At 63.8% G+C, this 19153-nt stretch carries 14 protein-coding genes; 2 read left to right on the top strand and 12 right to left on the bottom strand.

Annotation, left to right across the window (positions count from 1 at the left end; translation table 11 throughout):
- Window positions 1–1257: rhamnulokinase family protein (locus Q1J95_RS07030; protein WP_300266692.1), on the top strand; the 1257-nt coding region annotated here is incomplete at its 5' end.
- A gap of 12 nt (window positions 1258–1269) precedes the next feature.
- Here Q1J95_RS07030 and Q1J95_RS07025 read toward each other — a convergent pair.
- The 10 genes from Q1J95_RS07025 to Q1J95_RS06980 all read right to left on the bottom strand — a co-directional run bounded on the left by Q1J95_RS07025 (window position 1270) and on the right by Q1J95_RS06980 (window position 16021).
- Complete coding sequence (locus Q1J95_RS07025; protein ID WP_300266691.1) at window positions 1270–1584, bottom strand: hypothetical protein; 315 nt, start codon at window positions 1582–1584, stop codon at window positions 1270–1272.
- Window positions 1585–1710: 126 nt separating this feature from the next.
- Window positions 1711–2112 (bottom strand): type II toxin-antitoxin system VapC family toxin, encoded by a 402-nt coding sequence (locus Q1J95_RS07020; RefSeq protein WP_300266690.1) that lies wholly within the window; start codon window positions 2110–2112, stop codon window positions 1711–1713.
- Window positions 2109–2339, bottom strand: a complete 231-nt coding sequence (locus tag Q1J95_RS07015) for a hypothetical protein (protein ID WP_300266689.1) — start codon at window positions 2337–2339, stop codon at window positions 2109–2111. The genes Q1J95_RS07020 and Q1J95_RS07015 overlap by 4 nt, the downstream gene beginning before the upstream one ends.
- Window positions 2340–2462: 123 nt before the next feature.
- Entirely contained in the window at window positions 2463–5891 is a 3429-nt protein-coding gene (locus tag Q1J95_RS07010; protein WP_300266688.1) for a glycosyl hydrolase, read from the bottom strand.
- A 278-nt stretch (window positions 5892–6169) separates the two neighbouring features.
- Window positions 6170–10093: a glycosyl hydrolase gene (locus tag Q1J95_RS07005; protein ID WP_300266687.1), complete on the bottom strand. Its 3924-nt coding sequence runs from the start codon at window positions 10091–10093 to the stop codon at window positions 6170–6172.
- A 190-nt stretch (window positions 10094–10283) separates the two neighbouring features.
- Complete coding sequence (locus tag Q1J95_RS07000) at window positions 10284–11207, bottom strand: LysR family transcriptional regulator (RefSeq protein ID WP_300266685.1); 924 nt, start codon at window positions 11205–11207, stop codon at window positions 10284–10286.
- Window positions 11208–11294: 87 nt separating this feature from the next.
- A complete protein-coding gene (gene rhaS, locus Q1J95_RS06995) occupies window positions 11295–12332 on the bottom strand; it encodes a rhamnose ABC transporter substrate-binding protein (RefSeq protein ID WP_300266684.1) in 1038 nt (345 codons plus the stop codon).
- A gap of 58 nt (window positions 12333–12390) precedes the next feature.
- A complete protein-coding gene (locus Q1J95_RS06990) occupies window positions 12391–13437 on the bottom strand; it encodes an ABC transporter permease (RefSeq protein WP_300266683.1) in 1047 nt (348 codons plus the stop codon).
- Complete coding sequence (locus Q1J95_RS06985) at window positions 13434–14396, bottom strand: ABC transporter permease (RefSeq protein WP_300266693.1); 963 nt, start codon at window positions 14394–14396, stop codon at window positions 13434–13436. Before Q1J95_RS06985 ends, Q1J95_RS06990 begins: the two co-directional genes overlap by 4 nt.
- A 62-nt stretch (window positions 14397–14458) precedes the next feature.
- On the bottom strand, window positions 14459–16021 hold the full coding sequence (locus tag Q1J95_RS06980) for a sugar ABC transporter ATP-binding protein (RefSeq protein ID WP_300266682.1): 1563 nt from the start codon (window positions 16019–16021) through the stop codon (window positions 14459–14461).
- A gap of 154 nt (window positions 16022–16175) precedes the next feature.
- On the opposite strand from Q1J95_RS06980, the gene Q1J95_RS06975 reads away from it, so the two are divergent.
- Entirely contained in the window at window positions 16176–17183 is a 1008-nt protein-coding gene (locus tag Q1J95_RS06975) for a LacI family DNA-binding transcriptional regulator (RefSeq protein ID WP_300266681.1), read from the top strand.
- Between the two features lie 24 nt (window positions 17184–17207).
- On the opposite strand, the gene Q1J95_RS06970 is transcribed toward Q1J95_RS06975, so the two are convergent.
- Window positions 17208–18125 carry a carbohydrate ABC transporter permease gene (locus Q1J95_RS06970; protein ID WP_300266680.1) on the bottom strand — a complete coding sequence of 306 codons (918 nt, stop codon included), beginning with the start codon at window positions 18123–18125 and terminating at the stop codon, window positions 17208–17210.
- Window positions 18122–19093, bottom strand: coding sequence for a carbohydrate ABC transporter permease (locus Q1J95_RS06965; protein ID WP_300266679.1), 972 nt, complete (start codon window positions 19091–19093; stop codon window positions 18122–18124). The genes Q1J95_RS06970 and Q1J95_RS06965 overlap by 4 nt, the downstream gene beginning before the upstream one ends.
- Window positions 19094–19153: the final 60 nt, after the last annotated feature.

The following is a 19153-nucleotide window of genomic DNA, read 5'->3' as shown; positions in this document are numbered from 1 at the left end:
TTCGATGCGCTCTACGCGCACATCATCGACGGCCTCACCGAGGCTGTGCGCCGCGAGCCGACGATCGAGAGCATCGGCATAGACTCATGGGCGGTCGACTACGGACTGCTGCGTGACGGAGAGCTGCTCGCAGAGCCGTTCCACTACCGCGACGAGCGCTCCGAACGCGGCGTCGCCGAGGTGCACGAGACCTCCCCGTTCGCCGAGTTGTACGTGCGCAACGGGCTGCAGGTCCTCCCGTTCAACACGCTCTACCAGTACCGCGTCGACTCCCGCACAGCCGGAGCCGACACCGCACTGCTGATCCCCGATCTCGTCGCGTACCTCCTCACCGGCGAGCGGGTCGCCGAACGGACGAACGCCTCGACGACGGGGCTGGTGGACGTGCGCTCCGGAGCATGGGACGAGAAGCTCGCCGAACGACTCGGCATTCCCACGCGGATGCTGCCTGCTCTCATCGACCCCGGCACAAAGATCGGGATGCTGCGCCCTGAATTAGCTGAGCGCATCGGCACCGATCTACCCGTGATAGCAGTCGGCTCGCATGACACGGCATCCGCTGTCGTCGGTGCGCCGCTGTCGTCACCGAACGCGGCATACATCTCATGTGGCACGTGGGGGCTGGTGGGCGTCGAGCTGACCGAGCCGGTTCTGACGGATGCCGCGCGCGACGCGAACTTCACACATGAGCTCGGGGTCGACGGTCGCTATCGGTTCCTGCACAACGTCACAGGACTGTGGCTGCTGAGCGAGAGCGTGCGCGCGTGGGAGGCGGAAGACGGTGCACCGATCGACCTGCCGAGTCTGTTGGATGCCGCGGCCGCCGTCTCCGGTGAGATCGCGGTCTTCGACGCAGATGACCCTTCGCTGAGCGCACCCGGCGACATGCCTGCGCGAATCTCAGCGCTGCTGCGCACGCAGGGCTCGCCGGTTCCGGCTGACCGGGCGTCATTCGCCCGCACGATCGTCGAGTCGATCGCCGCCGCGTTCGCTGATGCTGTGCGGGCGGCAGCTGAACTGTCCGGTCGAAAGCTCGACAGCATCCATCTCGTCGGCGGCGGATCACTGAACCGGCTACTGTGTCAGTCGACCGCCGACCGCACCCGGCTGCCGGTGCTCGCCGGCCCTGTTGAGGCGACGGCGCTGGGCAATGTGCTCGTGCAGGCGCGCGCTCTCGGCGCTGCACCCGCGACGCTGGAAGAGTTGCGCGCGCTCGTCGCCCGCACGCACCGACCGGAGCGCTTCGAACCGCGTTGAGCGCGGCGTCTGTCAGATCGAGTCGCCGAAGTCGCGTCGGAAGAGCGTGGTGACGTCGCGCTCGAGGTGATCGAATCTCGTCTCCAGGCGTCCGACACGCGTGTCGAGGCCGTCGAGACGCTTGTCGACACCGTCGAGCCGTTTGTCGACACCATCGAAGCGGATATCGACGCTGTCGAATCGCGCGCCCACGGCTTCAAAGCCCAGCCGCATCTCGTTTCGCAGGCTCGTCGCCATATTCTTAATTATGGTGACGACCAACGTGACGATGACGCCGACCGAGGCGGCGAACACTCCGATGAGCGTCCACACCTGCGGCTCCGTCATGGTCAACACTCCTTCATTCTCGCCGACAAACCTCAGCTTGTCACGGACTCAGGACGTTTCACGGGGCGATCCGCGATCATGCGCAGGATCTGCGGAGAACTCGGCCGTACGCGCACCTGTGGAGTGTCAGACGACCAGGCGCACCGAGCATCGTGCTACGTCCGCGCGGGCGATGCGCACGTCGGCGGTCACGAGTGTCAGGTCGTGGGCTTCGGCGACGGCCACGTAGCCTGCGCCGTAGGCGCTGAGGTTGTCGCGCAGTTCCCACATTCGGGGAAGGACGGATTCGGTCGGAACCGTCAGCGCGGTCACTCGCTGCAGCCACTCGACGGCACGTGATGCGCGCTTCGCCTCAAGCTTGCCGCCGCGCGTCAGCCTGCGCACAGTCGAGAGCACCTCGGCGCGCCAGTGCTCAGGAACAACCCACGCAGTATCGGCGCGAAGCACCGTGACCGCTTGTGTCGCCCGCGGCTCGACGTCACTATTCGCGAACAGAAGCGCGATCGCGGAGGCATCGGGGACGATCATTCAGCTCGCGCCTCGTCGAGAGCGCCCGTCACGTCATCGACGGTGAAGGCGGCCCCCTTCGGCCAGGTATCTATCTCGTCGATAAGACGAGCGTTCTCCGCGAACTTCGCTTCGCGCACGACGATATCGCACAGAAAGGCATTGAGGCTCTGCCCAGCCTGGCGCGCACGATCGGCCAGCGCATCTCGGATCGGCTCGGGGACGTCTCGAATCTGAAGGGCGGGCATGCATGCACGGCCGAGATCGCACTTGTTCCTGCAGACAACAGTGTGCCGCGGGGCTGTGAGAGCCACGCGGCACACTGAGTCAGGCGTTTCGCGATGTTCGCGAAGGATCAGGCTTCGCTGGTCTCAGTTGATCACGCCTTCGTCGATTGGCGTCTTACGACGGCGCGAAACAAACAGTGCACCACCGGCGAGCAGGACGATCGCGAGGACGATCGCGCCGATAATGACCTGGCCACCAGTGACGGCGAGGTCATCCTTATCCGCGTCGTCGGCGTCCGCACCGGTCTGCTGGTCGGCATCCGTCTGACCGTCATCACTGCCAGCGTCAGACCCGCCACCGGCCCCGCCGTCCGCCGTCCCATCATCGGCGCCATCGCTACCGTCATCCGAAGCGCCGTCGGTAACCTGTGTCCAACGGTACGGGACCAGCTCGACCGGACCCAACAGACCGTACTGCGATTGCTGTTTATCCATGCTGGTCTCCGCTATCCAAGCGTTGAACAGCGTCGAGGCAACCTCGACCGTGATCTCGTTGCTGCCCGCGACCAGGAACTCACCGATATCGATCGCGGGGTCGTTCTGGTTCGCTGAGATCGTCTCGCCGTTGACAGCGATGCGGTACGTATCGTTCACCGCGCCGAGGTCGAGGGACGCACCGACGCCGTCCTTCCATCCCTCGTCGAGGTTGTACGTCGCCGTGTAGGTGCCGATGCCCGATACCGTCTCAAGGCCCGGAATCTCGTTCCACGGAGCGAGAGCGTCGACCTCGCCGACCTCGATCGTGCTCTTCGCCGACTGGGCAGGCGTATCGCCCTTCGTCCAGCTCTCGACCGTGAGATCCCACGCCGACAGCTTCGGAGCATCCGGAACCGCGCCGAAGTCGACGGCGATCTCGTCACCCGCATCGGTCGTGATCGTGGACTTGCCGCCCGTAGCGCTCTTCGCGACGCGTCCGCCGACGTCGTCGTAGCCGACCGTGGCGTCCGTGTTCGGGATGTAGACGTCCGTCGCGGGCTGGCCCGCCCATCCGTCATCGGCGAGAGCGATGATCGTCGAGTCGTTCGCACCAACCTCAACATCGAGCGTCACTGCGGCGTTGCCGCGGGTGTACTCGGCGATTGGCATGATATCGCCGGTCCAGGCGTCGAGCAGGTAGGGACGTCCATCGCCCTGTAGCGTGACTGTCGTCTCGACGTCGGCCATCTCCTTCGCCTCAGGCCACGTTGACGCCTCGCCATAGTTGTAGAGGCGGTAGAACTCTGCATCATCGGTGCTTCGGTGATTGCTCAGTAGCGTCGAGGGTTCGCTGTACGCGGCATCGGGTGCGACACCGAGATCGCCGAGGGCCGCAGGTACCTCGTCGCGCGAGCCGACCCATAGGACCGACTCGGCCTCGAGCAGAGCAGAGATATCGGTCGAGATGTCACGCCTCGAGTCATAGGCGTCGGCCACCGGGCGGTCACCGACGAACAGGATCGGAAGGCCTGCGTCCGCGTACTGCTGGAAGCGGTCGACGGTCTCCCCCGGCATCGTCTGCTCGCTGTCGACGATGATCGCCTTGTACGCAGGGCCTCCGAGATCGAGGCGTTGCTCGTCGACCACGGCATCGTCAAGCGCAAAACCTGACGGGTCTACGAAGTCATAGCTATAGCCCTGTTTCTCAAGCGCGCCGTGGTCGTCATAGTCCTTCGTGCGGCCGAGGAAGTCGATGTCCTCCCAGTACTTCAGCGAGTAAATCGCGAGGTCGATCTTCGCCTCGCCCTCGCGCAGAACCCGCTGGCTGCGCGCGATCCACGCGGTGCTGTCGGCCATGTGCTGCCAGTTCGGCGAGCGCTCGCCCCAGCTGTTCGAGAAGTCCATGCTCTGCCATCCGGGCCAGACGGCCCCCTGCGCGAAGCCGTTCTCGGCGCTAGCGCCGTCATACTGCCCGTTGTACGGGTAGCCGTGGAACACAATCTGATTGACACCGCCAGCGAAGGCGCGCTGGATATGCCAGCGCATATCGCGCATCGTCTGCTGGTTCGTCCAGGCATCAGTCTCGCCGTTGCCACGAGGCACGTCATAGACGAATTCGCCCATATCGATCTTAATGTGTTGCTCGGGCGCGGTCTCGATCGAGTAGGTCTTCTTGTCGCCGAGGTGAACAGCACCAGCCTGCAGCCTGTAAAAATCGATGATGTCGCTGCCGTAGAGCGACTCCGTCTCGGGGATGTCGACGGCGAGCGCGCTGGCTGGGGTATTGAGGTTCTTGCCGTACGCGGGCTGCACGCGCAAGTCGACGCCGTGATCGTGCGCGAACTTCTGCAGCGGTTCAAGGTGGTTCTCAACGTACAACTTCGTCATGACGTCGAAGTAATCGTTGCGGATCTGCTCGCTGTGCGCGTCAAATGCGAAGTCGGGCACCGGGTCGCCAGAGTAGTCGCCCGCAGCCGAGGCCTGGTACAGCGCCGGCAGATAGGGTCGCAGGTCGTACCCCTTGGCCTTCTCGAAGCTGTCGAGCAGCCCATCAGTCCAGTCGAGGTGCGTGGCGAACTCGAGCGAGTCGCTGTAGAGCGCGCCGACGCTGCTCCATGCGTCGCCGTAGGCAGGGATGAGTTCGTCTTCCCAGAAATCGATGAGAGACTGTGCGCCGACCGTGCCGAAGTGATCGATCTCGTAATTGCCGTGCGCTTTGTTCCCGGATGGGTATTCCCACCATCCGAAGAGGACGTACTCGCCGTCATCACCGGGCACGAAGTCAATGGTCGCGTTCGTCGGATCGGCCTCACGATCGGCGTAGCGGACGTCGTCGAGGTCAAGCGAACGGGCCGATGCGTAATCGAGCGTCCTCGCCTCCTTGTCGGCATACTTCGCGACGGTCACAGCAGCGAGCGTCGGCGTGCCAGCGGTATCGCGAAGTTCCGGAACTGGAATTGCGCCCGAGAACGGAGCGTCCTGAGTGATGCCGTCGACGTGAGCGCTGTCCGCCTCCTTCTGAGCGCCCTGCGCAGGATCGTCGAGGTCCGTGATCGTCGGCAAGTTCAGTGGCCATCCTGCAGTCAGGGTGAAGTCGATACTGAAGCCGTACGGCGCTGCGGCTTCGAGCATATGCTTGGTCAGCTTCTTCCAACGCTCCGATCCCCAGGCGACATCTTCGCCCGCGGGGTCTTCGACCGCGAACGACACCGCCTCAGCGCCGCCGAAGCCAGCGTCGACCATCGACTCGATCTCGTGCGAGATCTCCTCCTCGGTCATGAGCGCGTTCGGAACCCACCAACGCATCTTCGGCTTGTCCTCCATCGACGGCGTGGCGAATGCCGCAGCGAATCCGTCTCCGCTGGCGTTCTGCGCTGCGGATGCCGCTAGCGCGGACGGAGCCAACGCCGCGCCCAGAGCGACCGCTGCCTCGGATTCCATGAAAGCCGACAAGGAAGTCGGCGCTTCGCTCGTAGCTGCCGCGGCGGGCAGCGTCACGCCCACCGAGAGCGTCATGGCGGCGATTGGCAATAGCGCGAGCGCTCCCTTGCGCGCGCGACTGCGTCTTCTCGCCGCTGGCTCTTTCGTGCTGGACATGTGAGTTTCCTCTCTCGGCACTCGATTAGAGCCGCACGGCGACGCGCTGCCAAGGCATTCGACATTGATACGGGTGAGCGTAGATGAAAGGATTCATCCACACTTCAAGACTAGGGATCACAGCATCGCAGTACCAGGTGCCGCGTTCCGCTATTTCCGATGAATGAAATCGTTCGCACCGATTCACACATATCCCAAGCAACGCAACACAATATGCCGCGCGGCTGTGAGAGCCACGCGGCACACTGCATCAAGCGTTTCGCGGTGTTCGTGAAGGGTCAGGCTTCGCCGTCATCCTCCACCCCGGCCGCTGCCGCCCGGCGGCGGACGCGAACCAGGACGAGCCCACCCGCGAGCAGCAACGCTGCCACCACCAGTATGCCGATCGCGATCGAGCCACCTGTGGTCGCCAGGTCACCGTCGCCGGAACCCTCGTCGCCAGAACCGTCGCTGTCGCCAGGCCCATCGCCACCACCGGGACCGGTCGAGCCATCAATTGCGAACGCATCGTAAGGTGCCGTTGCCGACGCAGTCACGGTGACGTCGTCGATCACCGCCGTCGCTTCGACCATCGCTTCACCGGCAGGGATCTCAGACTCTCCGGTGTTCACCGAAATCGTCACAGTCTCACCAGGATCGATCGTGACCGCGTCCGAGGCGAGCGTCGTGACAGCATCCGACTCACCGAACGGCGTTTCCACCGTCACGTCCACGGGAACCTCGTTGCCGTTCGTCACAACGACATCGAGCACGACCTCACCATCAACCGCCTTCGGCGTCGCCGACGCAGCTATGTCAATAGCGGGGTCAACAGCGTCAGATGAGTACGCGAGCTCTACGAACGGTAGGATCTTCGCCTGCTGCGGCCCGAAGCTCAGGTACTGGGTGTGGAAACCCCACCAGTCATTGTGGTTGCGACCCTCAGCAACCACACCGCGGTCGATCTGAACGTTCGAAAGCACCGAGCTGTAGTCGATGACGATCTCGTTCTCGCCGTCGACGAGGTAATCACTGATGTCTGCGCGGGGCGTTGACCAGTCGATGCCGCCGGTATACAGATCTTCGCCGACCAGGTCTATCTGGCCACCACGTCCATCTCCGACGGTGCCGCCGACGTCCTTGCGGACCTTCGATGGATTCGTCGAGACATCGCCGCCGACCTTGCGGCCGTTGATCCACACCTCCATCGTCGACACAAAGTCGCGGCCGAAGTCGAGGTACGCGCCCGTGGCCGTCGAAGCATCCCAGCCGAACGTCGCCTCATAGTGCCCCGTACCCGAGACAGCCTTGCCGACCTCATCGATCTCATCCCAAGGCTTCAAAGTGTCGAGCTGGACATCGATCTGATCGATCTTCGTCGACGTCTTGCGGTTGACCGTCTCGACGCCGTTCACGGTCTCTGTTCGCACCAAGTCGCCAGCCTCGTCGTTCGGCAGCCACGAATCGATCGTCACGTTCCAGTCAGTGATGTCGAAAGGCTTCGGCACCTCGACCTCATCTGAGTGCAGCGTGCCGTCGCTCAGTTCGGTTTCGATGATGCCGGTCTCACCGGCCCTGGCAACCACGCCCTGCGTCGTCGCGTAGGTCGACGACGCGTTCGTCGACACCACGTGTACGGGAGCTTCGTCGACCTTGTCGAAGGCGAGCAAGCCGATGTCGTTGTAGTTGATGTCGACCGGAACGACAGTCTTGCCGTCCTCCCAACGATAGTCGGCCAGCTGTGTCACTTCACCCGTCCACGGGTCGATCTCGTACGGCACGAACTCACCGTCCTGCACGATCTCGGTCTGGATCGAGTCACCCACCTCAGCGTTGCGAACGCTCTCCTTGTGCGACTTGTCGAGGTACGAACCGTCGTCGTAGTTATAAGCGAAGACGTACTGATTGCCGTCAGCATCCTGACGCGTCTGCGTCAGGAGCTGCAGGTTCGGCTCCGGGAAGCCGCTGTACGGCTCCACTCCAAGGTCCTGAAGCTGCTCGAGAATGTCATCGTCGTAGCCGCCCGGGTCCGAGCTGAAGTAACCGCCCTCAGGCATGTCGGCCACGTGCGCCTGACGCACCGTGTCGAGGCCCTTCAGCTCGGTGATCACAGCGGCGAGCTCGTCGTCGCCACCGTCGTTGAACGGCGTTTGCGACGCGGCATCCTCGAGGATGACGACCTTCAACCCCTGCTCCGCCCAATCGAGGATGCGCTTGGCGCCATCAAAGTCGAGCCAGCTCTGGTATAGCACGACAGCCTTATAGCCTGCCTTCTCAATCGTCTGCGTCTCGGGATCGAAAGACACGTCGTCGTCGAACAGGAAGTCTGGGCTGAAGTAGTCGTACGTGTAGCCGTTATCCTGCAGCTCCGTCGAGCGGTAGTAGACCCCCTGATGAGCCTGCTGCCAGTTCATCGCCGAGTTGTCGTCACCCGTGCCGCCGCCGAAGCGCACCCCCTGAAACCAGTTCTGATTGACGAAACCGATGTCTGTGCGTGATTCCCCGGTCTGCAGCAACTGCTGCACGCGACCGAGGTGCGCGTTGAGCTCGTCGTAGTCACGGATGTCGGGGTTACTGTCACCCAGGTAGCGGAACATGCCCGTGAGCACGTAGTCACCGAAGGCGAACGGCACGTACCCCGGCCAGTCGTAATTGCCATAACCGTAATCCGCGGCCCAGACGTGCCAGACGATGCGCTGGAACCCAGCGGCGAACTGCGAATAGGCGTCGCGCAGGTTGTTCTGCACAGTGCCGTTGTATGCCGGCATCTGGGCGCCCGTTTCGGTTGAGAGCACCTTGTTCTCGAGCTTGGCGCCGCCCGTCCACAGGCGCAGGATATCGACCTGGTTGTACTGGTTGAAGTTCTCGGCCTCGGGATAGTCGACGTCCATCGCCGGCTCTGAGATCTCCAGCGGCTTGCCATACGAGATCTGCGCTCGAGTTTCGATGCCCACCGAGTTGAGCCACTTCTTCATGGGTCGCAGCATCCGCTCGCGGTAAAGCTGGGTCTGCACATCCTGGAAGTCGTTGATGACGCGCTCACGCAGATCCTCATCGCCATCGAGCTTGTACACGCCGGTCTTGTGAACGCCGTGATAGGGGTCGTAAACGTTCGCCTTCGTACCGCGCAGCAAGAACAGATATGGCGTGATGTCGTATCCCTTGCGTTGCTCGAACTGCTCGGCCATGTCTTCAGCCCAGAAGGTGAACTGGTCGGACTGCGCGACCGAGCCCTCGAACTCGCTGCCACCGCCCGGATGAATCTCGAGCGAGTCCATGAAGAGCTGGACGTCGCCCTCTTTGATCTTCGCGGCCAGCTCCGCGTCGCTCAGCAGGTGGTGTTCCCAGAAGTCCTTAAGAGCCTCGACGCCGCGCTCGTCGAAATAGTTAGTCGTGTAGGCGAGTTCGGCCGAGGGGTCGGAGGTCTGATAGGTGCCCTGCGTCCAAATTCCGAACACACGATAAGGGCCATCCTCGGGTGCGGTCCAGTCGATCTTCTGGTCCCAGCCTTCTGGACTACTGGCGACAATCGTGCTCAGATCGATGTAGCTGTCGGGGTCGACGGTGTCACCCTCAACGACGCGGTACGCGTAGGCCGAAACCAGCTCCGCGCCAGCGCGCATGGAGTTCTCGGCCGGCTGCGGCAAGGCACTAATGCTTTCATTGGCGGCGATCTCGGCAGTTCCCATAGTGAGGTTCTGCATTGCCGCCTGACTGGTCGGGTCGAGGCCCGGCACATTTGAGGTCGCCCAGTTCGTGCCCGAAGTCAGGTAGACGCTCATACCCAGGTCGAGGAGCTCGTTCATCATCAGCTCCCACTTGTGTTCCCACTGGTCGGTGCCATAGGCGTAGACGTCGTCAGGAGCACCCGGATCGTTCTGCATGCAGAGCTCGACACCGCGGAAACCGGCGTCATAGAGATGCTGGATCTGCTCGCGGATCGTGTCATCGGTGTGCGACGCGTCGCCGATCCACCAACGCACGTCGGTGCTGAAGACGCGATCCGGATCGACGTACTTGCTTTCTAGCGCTTGGGCGAACGCCGATCCGCTGTCAGCGGCCTGGGCATTCACGAAAGATGAGAACGAGGTCGACGCCTCCTGCGCGACTGCCGCCACGGGCAGAGACACTCCCATCGAGAGCGTCATCGCGGCCACGGGTAGCAGGGCAACCCACCGTTTGGACCGGCGTTTATGCACGCCGTGCTCAGTCGTTCTGAACATCCTTTTCCTCTCGCTCGGCTACTCCGAAGAGTCGCGCCTCAATGCGCGCGCCGGTTTTTCGTCATTGATCCGGGAAGTGAAATGAATGGATTCATTTCACTTCAAAGCTAGTGGTCGCACTCTCAAAGCGCGAGGAAGATTGAATCGTTTTTATCGATAGCGGGAATCGCCCGTCCGATAGCGAAGGACGTCACGCGCCAGAGGTCGTCGCGACGACGTCACGCAGCCAGCTGTGCACGGCGTCGTTCGTTCGACTCGGGTGCCACCACAAAGCCATCCGGGCAGGATCGACCGGAACGGGTGGAGTTTGAAAGGCGATCGCCGCGCCCTGCTGCAGCGATTCTGCGAGGGAGCGTGGAAGTAGCGCGACACGATCGGTGCCTTCGATGAAATACGGCACTGACGAGAAAGTGGGCACTCCAACAGCAACACGCGGTCGGGCACTCGCACCCAATATCTGTCGAATGAACGAATCGTGCGCACCTGCTGCAAGCAGCACGGCTACCCAGGGACGATCCGACAAGTCGTGGACAGACCGAACCGGTGGCGAGCCGCCATCTCGAACAAGCACGATGTCGTCGACACCGAGGTCGATCGCGTTCGCGCCGGACGGCGCCAACCCATGAGGCAGCAACAACCCATCCGCCTCGCGCAGAAGCTCGTCATAGTCGCCGTCCGTGGGAAGCGACGCCATGCGCACCCGCGCTTCGCTTGACACGCTCGAGATCGCTCGTGACAGCTTTGCTACAGAGAAGATCAGCGAATGATCAGAGCCGTAGAAGAGAAACTCGACCGAATCCACTTCAGGCTCAAACTGCGACGCCCCCGCGAACACGCGATCGGTGGCGCGCACAGCATCGGCTACCAAGGGGTGCAACCGCTGCGCCAGCGGACTCAGCTCGTACGCTCGGGGCTTCCCCTGCAGCAGAGGGTCATCGAAATGTCGCCGAAGCCGCGCTAACGCATCGCTTGCCGTCGACTGGCTGACACCCAGTCGACGCGCGGCCTTCGAAACGCCACGTTCGACGAGTAGGCAATCCAGCGCGACAAGGAGATTGAGATCGAGCCGGCGAAGGCGCGTGACCTCGCCCGCCGGACCACGCGTCATCGTCATGGATCCTCCCGCAGTGGATGCAGCAGATATGGTGAGGGCGCCCACCCGGCCCCGCGAGGGAAACCGGCCGGGCGCCCGAGCGCCGACTCAGAAGTCGAAGTCGCCGATGTTGTCCGCGTCGAAGACGAACGGGTCGCCCAGCAGCACGACGCCGTCGGCGCCGACCGTGTACTCACCCAGGTCGCCGGCAGAGAAGGTGTCGCCCTCGGCGCCAGTGATGTCGCCGTTCGCGAGCGCGGCGGCGGCGTAGGTCGCCAGTGTTCCCAGGTCCTCCGGGTTCCACAGCGCGAAAGCGGTGACGGTGCCGTCTTCGATGTACTCGCGCATCTGGTTCGGCGTGCCGAGACCGGTCAGTGCGACCTCGCCCTTGGCGTCGGAGTCCGACAGGTAGCGTGCCGCAGCCGCGATGCCGACGGTGGTCGGCGAGACGATGCCCTTGAGGTCAGGGTAGGTCTGCAGCAGCGCGGCCGTCTTGTCGAACGACGTCTGGTCGTCGTCGTCGCCGTAGACCGTCTCGACCACCGTGATGTCGGGGTATTCGGATGCCACGTACTCTTCGAACGCCTCGTTCCAGGCGTTCTGGTTCGTCGCGTTCGCCGAAGCCGACAGGATCGCCACTTCACCGGCCCCGCCGATCTGCTCGGCGATCAGGTCGCCCTGAACGCGAGCGATGCCCTCGGTGTCGGCCTGGTTGATGAACAGGTCGCGGCACTCGGGATTCGTGTCGGAGTCGAACGTGACGATCTTCACGCCCGCATCGCTCGCTTCGTTCAGCGCGTCACAGATCGCGTTCGGGTCGTTCGCCGAGACGACGAGCGCCGAGCGCTGCTGCTGCGCCGCGGTGTTGATGTAGCTGACCTGTCCGTCAGGAGTCGCCTCAGTGGGACCGACCTCTTCGAAGTCGGCACCGAGGTCGGCTGCCGCTGCTTCGGCCCCCACGCGCGAGGCGTCGAAATAGGGGTTGCCGAGGTTCTTGGGCAGCAACGTGATCGACAGTTCGGTCGAGGCCGACCCGCCGTCACCGCCGCCGTCGCCACCGCTGGTGTCAGCGCAGCCGGCGAGAACGAGCGTGAGCGCGGCCGCTGCGGCGATGCCCGCGGTGGCCCGTTTGAACGAGAACTTCATTGTTGTTCCTTTCGTGGGGATGGTTTGCCGCTCAGGGTGCTATGCGACAGGAGGAGCCTCATGGTGCTGGAGAGGCGGGGATTCGAAGAGGTGCTGCGGTGCGTTTGGATTTGAGCCAGGCGAACACGCTCGCACCGACCACCGAGATGATCAGCAGACCGCCGGTGATGATGTTGATGATGTCGCTCGTGACACCCGAGAGCCGCAGGGCGCTCGAGAGCACGCCGATCAGCAGCACGGCGGCGATGACACCGTGCAGCTTGCCGCGTCCACCGAACACCGACACGCCTCCGAGCACGACGGCCGCGATGACCTGCAGTTCAAGACCCGTGGCGTTGTCACCGCGGGCGCTGCCATATCGCAACGTGTAGAAGATGCCCGCCAGTGCCGCGACGGCACCTGCCAGCACGAACACCGTGAACTTCGTGCGATTGACGTTGATGCCCGAGAAGTGCGCGGCTTCGATCGACTGCCCGACCGCGAAGATGCCGCGACCGAACGGCGTGAAGTGGAACAGCACGACGAAGATCACCAGCAGAACGAGGAAGGGGATGATCACCCACGGGATCTGGGTTCCAGAGAGCTTCGCCTTGGCCAGGTCCTTCCAGAACTCGGGGAAGTCGGTCACAGCGGTCGTGCCCAGCATCCCCACAGCGATTCCGCGGAACAGCGCGAGCGTTCCGATCGTGACGGCGAGCGACGGCAAACCGACAGTCGTCACGAGAAAGCCGTTGAACGCACCTCCGACCACACCGACGACCAGAGCGATCACGGCAGCCGCCTCGAACGGCATCCCGCCCTGCACGAGCGCCCCGGTCGTGACACTCGCCAAGCCAGCCATGCTGCCGACCGAGAGGTCGATCTCGCCGGTGGTCATCACGAGCGTCATCGGCAGAGCGATGAACAGAATCGGCGCGACATCCAGCAGCAGATAGTTGTACGTCAACGGCTGTGCGAAGCCCTGCACCGTCACCGAGGCGACGAGGATGACGATCAGCAGCAGGCCGATGATCCCGAACTCGCGCGTCAGCAGTATCCGACGCCAGAGCGGCCGCTCGTAGTCGAACTGGACGACACTCGTCGTCGTCGTTGTCGCGGTGGTCATGATTCATCCCTCGCTTCGATAAGGCGACGTTTCTGTCTGACGGCGAGCACCCGGTCGAGCACGATGGCCCCGATGATGAGCACGCCGACGACGGCCTGCTGCCAGAAATCGGGGATGCCGACGATCGGAAGCGCGCGGTTGATCGTCATCAGCAGGAACGCACCGATCGCCGCGCCCCATACTGTTCCGACACCGCCGACGATCGCCACGCCGCCGATCACCGCGGCACCGATCGCATCGAACTCCCAGCCGGCAGCCGCCTGCGAGTCGATCGTGCCATAGCGTGCCGCGTAGAAGACCCCGGCGAGGCCGGCAAGTGTGCCGGAGAGCACGAACGCCGTGAGCACGCGCCTCGTGGTCTTCAGCCCGTAGAGTTTCGCAGCCTCGGGATCTGAGCCGATCGCATACAGCTCACGCCCCGAACGCATGTTCCGCAGATACCAGGCCGCGGCGATCAGCACGATGACGGCGACGATCGTCAGCACCGGAATCGTGAGGAACTGCATCGTGCCGAGCTTCAAGAACGGACGGGGCATGTCTCCGGCGTTGACCCGGTCGCTGCCGGCCCACAGCACGTTGATGCCGCGATAGGCGTACAGCGTGCCGAGGGTGATCACCATCGCCGGCACCTTGGCGAACGCGACGAGCGCACCGTTGATGAGACCGAGCAGCGCGCCGAACAGCAGAGCTGCGATCACGACGAGGAAGATCGGGATGCCGGGAAAATCAACGAACAGGCGACCGGTCAAGTACGCCGTGAGGCCGATCACCGACCCGACCGAGATGTCGACGTTACGGGTGATGATGACGAATGCCTGTCCGATTGCCACCAGCAGCAGCGGAGCCGGCGTCAGCAGCAGGTCGCGCCATCCGTCTCCGGAGAACAGGAAGTTCGGGTTCTTCACCGTCGCGACGGCGACGACGATGATGAGAGCGACGAGGATGCCGAGCTCACGCATGCGTCCGCCGCTGAAGAGTGCCTTGAGGCGGCCTGCGGAAGGAGCCATCGGTACTGTCGCGGTCACTTCGATTCCTTCCGCTCGCTCGGCAGATCATCTGTCGGATGCCCCGATGCATGTGTGGCTGCGTGCATGACGTTCTCGCTGGTCGCATCGGCGCGATCGATCTCGGCGGTGATGCGCCCTTCGTGCATCACCAGCACGCGGTCCGCCATGCCGAGCACCTCGGGGAGTTCGGACGAGATCATGATGATTCCCAGCCCCTGTCCGGCGAGCTCGGAGAGCAGTCGGTGCACGGATGCCTTCGTGCCGACGTCGATGCCGCGCGTGGGTTCATCGACGATCAGCACCTTCGGGCCCGTGGCGAGCCATTTCGCCAGCACGACCTTCTGCTGATTTCCGCCCGAGAGCGTGCCGGCGACCGTGTCGAGCGCGTGGCTTTTCACTTCGAGACGGGTGGCCCACTCACGTGCGGCCCGATTCTCGAGAGCCGTCGTGATCAGACCGAGCTTGGCCAGACGGCGTCTGATCGCCATGACCGTGTTGCCGCCGACCGTGGCGTCGGTAACGAGGCCCTGCTTGCGCCGATCTTCGGGAACGAGAGCGAGACCGGCGCGCATGGCCGCGACCGGGTTCTTCTTCGGCACGTTCTTGCCGAGCAGACGCACGGCGCCTGCTTCGTAGTCGTCGACCCCGAAGACGGCGCGAACGACCTCGCTGCGACCGGCACCGACAAGACCGGCGAGAGCGACGATCTCTCCGGCGCGTACCGAGAACGAGATGTCGTGGAAGGTTCCGGCCGAGGTGAGGTCTGTGACTTCGAGCAGCGGCTCGCCGATCTCAGCATCCTGTTTCGGGAAGAGCTCGGTGACATCACGGCCCACCATCTGGCGCACCAGCTCGTCGACCGTGGTATCAGCGATCGGCATGGTGTCGACGTACGAGCCGTCGCGCATCACCGTCACGGTGTCGCACAGGTCGAAGACCTCGTCGAAGCGGTGCGAGATGAACAGGATCGCGCGGTCTTCATCGCGCAGGCTGCGAGCGACGGCGAACAGCCGCTCGACCTCGACGCCGCTGAGTGCTGCCGTGGGCTCGTCCATGATGAGCACGCTGGCATCGAGTGAGATGGCCTTGGCGATCTCGATGAGCTGCTGGTCGGCGATGGACAGCCCCTCGGTGATCCGGTCAGGATCCAGAGCGACGCCGAGGCGGTTGAAGATCTGCTGGACCTCATCGCGCATCGCCTTGCGGTCGATGCGACCGAACCGGTTGACCGGCTGACGTCCCATGAAGATGTTCTCGGTGACCGAGAGGTCGGGAAAGAGCGTCGGCTCTTGATAGATGACGGCGATGCCAGCGGCTTTCGACTGTGCCGTGGTCGTGAAGTCGACGTCTTCGCCGTGGAAGCGGAAGTCGCCGGAGTCACGGCGGTAGAGGCCGGCCATGATCTTGACCATGGTGGATTTGCCCGCGCCGTTCTCGCCGATCAGAGCGTGGATGGAACGCGGACGCAGCGTGAGGCTGCCGGATCGGAGTGCGATGACTGGCCCGAAGGACTTCACGACACGATGCAGCTCCAGGGCGGCGTCAGTGGGTGCGCCTGGGGGTACTTCGTCGGACACGGTGCCCCTCTCCTTCGAGGTCTAACGGAAAACGGTTCGGGTTGAACTATACATGAATCGTTTCATGTCATTTCAGGCTAATGTAAATGAATCGGTTTCGCGACGGTGATCTCGGAACCGGATTGTGATCCGCCCAAGCGAGAGAAGGACCGTCATGTCGGTGAGCATCCGCGACGTCGCACAGCGCGCCGGGGTGTCGGTCGGCACCGTCTCGAACGTTCTCAATCGTCCCGATGATGTATCCCCCGACTCCGTCATCCGGGTCAGTCGTGCGATCGAGGACCTCGGCTATGTGCGCAACGATGCGGCGAGAAAACTCCGCGCCGGAGTCAGCACCACCGTCGGCTTCGTCGTGCTCGACGGACAGAACCCGTTCTACAACGATGTCGTCCGCGGCGCCGAAGACGAGGCCGCCACGCACAGCATCGCGATTCTCTACGGCAACACCGATGAGGATCCATCGCGCGAGAAGGTCTATCTCGACCTGTTCCGCGAACAGCAGGTGCGCGGCATCCTGCTCGCTCCGTTCGGAGACGTTCTGCCGCAGCTTCGGCGCCTGCGCTCAGCCGGAATCGCTCCCGTGCTCGTGGATCGCTTCAGCGCGGATGCCGAGTTCTCCTCGGTATCCGTCGACAGCGTGGCCGGTGGGCGCCTTGCCGTCGAGCACCTCATCGATGTGGGCCGGCGCAGAATCGCTTTCGTGGGCGGCCCCCTCCAGCTGCGTCAGATGAACGATCGTGTCGCGGGGGCGCGTGCCGCCGCCGAGAACGCCACCGTGCGCGTGGATTTGGAAGTGGTTCCGACCACGGCGATGACCGTCGAAGAGGGCGCCGCCACTGGCGCCCGCATCCTTGCCCGCCCCCGCCGAGACCGACCGGACGCCATCTTCGCCGGAAATGATCTGCTCGCACTGGGTCTTCTTCAATCGCTGAGCGAAGACGGACGGATGCTCGTACCCGACGAGATCGCCCTCATCGGCTTCGACGACACGATCTTCGCCGCAGCCGCGGCTGTGCCGCTGTCGTCGATCCGTCAGCCCAGTCGCATGATCGGTCGCACGGCGTTGCGGATCGTCTTGGAAGAGGCTGCCGACCCCGAGAGCATCCCTCGTCAGACGGTTTTCCCGCCTGAGCTCGTCATTCGCCGCTCGACGACCGGGTGATGCGCCCTCGGGAGCGCAGCCGAATCACCCTTTGACGGCTCCCCCGAGGCCGGCCGAACGCAGGAACACCGACTGGAACGCCAGGAACATCGCGATCGGAATCAGCGTCGCGATCGCGAGCGCGGCGAGGAAGACATCCAGCTCGGTCTGCGACTGCACGGCGGGAAGGCGCACCGACAGCGGCTGCACGGCCGGGTCGGGCAGCACGAGCATGGGCCAGAGATAGTCTTTCCACGCTGCGATGATCGCGAACACCGACACGACACCGAGGATCGGCTTCGACATCGGCAGCACGATCGACCCGAACAGCCGAAAGGGCCCGGCCCCGTCGGTCTTGGCCGCTTCGAACACCTCGCGAGGCAGGCCGTCGAAGAAGCGCTTCACCAGCAGGATGTTGAAGGCGTTCGCCCCCATCGGCAGCCACACCGCCAGATAGTTGTTCAGCAGGCTCGTCTCACCGAGAAACGGCGGATTCACGACCGTCAGGTACAGCGGCACGAGCAGTACGACGCCGGGGATGAACAGCGTCGCCAACACCAGCGCGTTCAGCACTCCGGCATAGGCCGGCCGCAGCACCGAAAGAGCGAAGCCCGCCGTCGTGGCGACCAGCAACTGCACGAACCACGCGCCAGCGGCGATCACGATCGTGTTGAAGAAGTACTGGTCGATGTGAATGTCATTCCACGCCGCCGACAGGTTCGCCCAGTCGAGGCCGTTCGGCCACAGAGCGAACGGCTGCTGCAGGGTGTCCTGCGTCGGGGTCACCGCCGACTTCGCCAGCCACAGGATCGGGCCGAGTCCGGCGACCACGAGCGTCAGCACCAAGAACACGTGCGTCAGCGACATTCCGATTCGAATGCCGGGCCTTCTGCGTTCGGATGCCGAGACGACGGTGCGCTCCGCGAGTTCGTCGATCGACTTCTCAGCGCTCTTGCGGGTCATGTCGTGCTCCAACGGTCGGTGACTTTGAAGTACAGCCAGGAGAGCACCGCCAGCACGATGGCCAGCAGCACCGACACGGCGGTCGCCTCGCCGTAATCGCCTCCGAGACTGTTGCGGAAGGCCTTGTCGTAGATGTACAGCAGCACGGTCTTCGTCGCCCCCGCAGGGCCCCCGCCGGTGAACAGGAACGGTTCGAGGAACACCTGCGCTGTCGCGATGATCTGCAGGATCAGCATGATGAACAAGATGCCGCGCAGCTGCGGCAGCGTGACGTGCCACACCTTCTTCCAGATGCCGGCGCCGTCGACCTCGGCCGCGTCGTACAGCTCGGGCGGAACGCCCAGAAGTGCCGCCAGGTAGATGATGATCGATCCGCCGGCAGCGGCCCAGGTGGCCTCGAGCACGAGCGAGGGCATGGCCTGCACGGCATCCTGAATCCAGGGTTGGGGCGGAATGCCGACGGCGCCGAGCACGGTGTTGAACACACCGGAAGGATCAGCGCTGTAGAAGAACTTCCACAGCAGCACGGCCACGACCGGCGGAATCACGACCGGCAGATATGCCAGCGCCGAATAGAGTCCTTTGCCGCGGCGAACCTCGCTCATCAGCACGGCCATCATCAGCGGAAGCGGAAAGCCGAGCAGCAACGCCAGCACGGCGAAGTACAGGGTGTTGACGACGGCGCGGCCGAGTTCGGGATCGCTGAGCACGGCGACGTAGTTGTCGATCCCGACCCACTCCGAGACGAGAAGGTTCGTCTTCTGCAGGCTCATGATCACCGATTGCACGATCGGCGACCACGAGAAGAACACGAACACGAACAGCATGGGAAGCACGAACAGCAGGTTCGCGAGCCCGCCGCCGCGGAACCAGGTCAGAGGTGTCCGACGGCGGCGCGCGGGGCGCACGGCGGGCGGCGAAGAAGGAGCTTCCTCCTCCACCGCCCGCTGAGAGAGCGTCAATGTCATCGGTTACTCGTCGAGCTTCGCCTGAGCATCAGTCTGCGCCTGAGCCAGCAGAGCGTCGAT

The organism is Microbacterium sp., from assembly GCF_029263575.1.
In the GTDB taxonomy this organism is placed as follows: Bacteria; Actinomycetota; Actinomycetes; order Actinomycetales; family Microbacteriaceae; genus Microbacterium.
The sequence above is the reverse complement of the archived record's forward strand: the minus strand, read 5'-3'. Positions and strand labels throughout refer to the sequence as shown.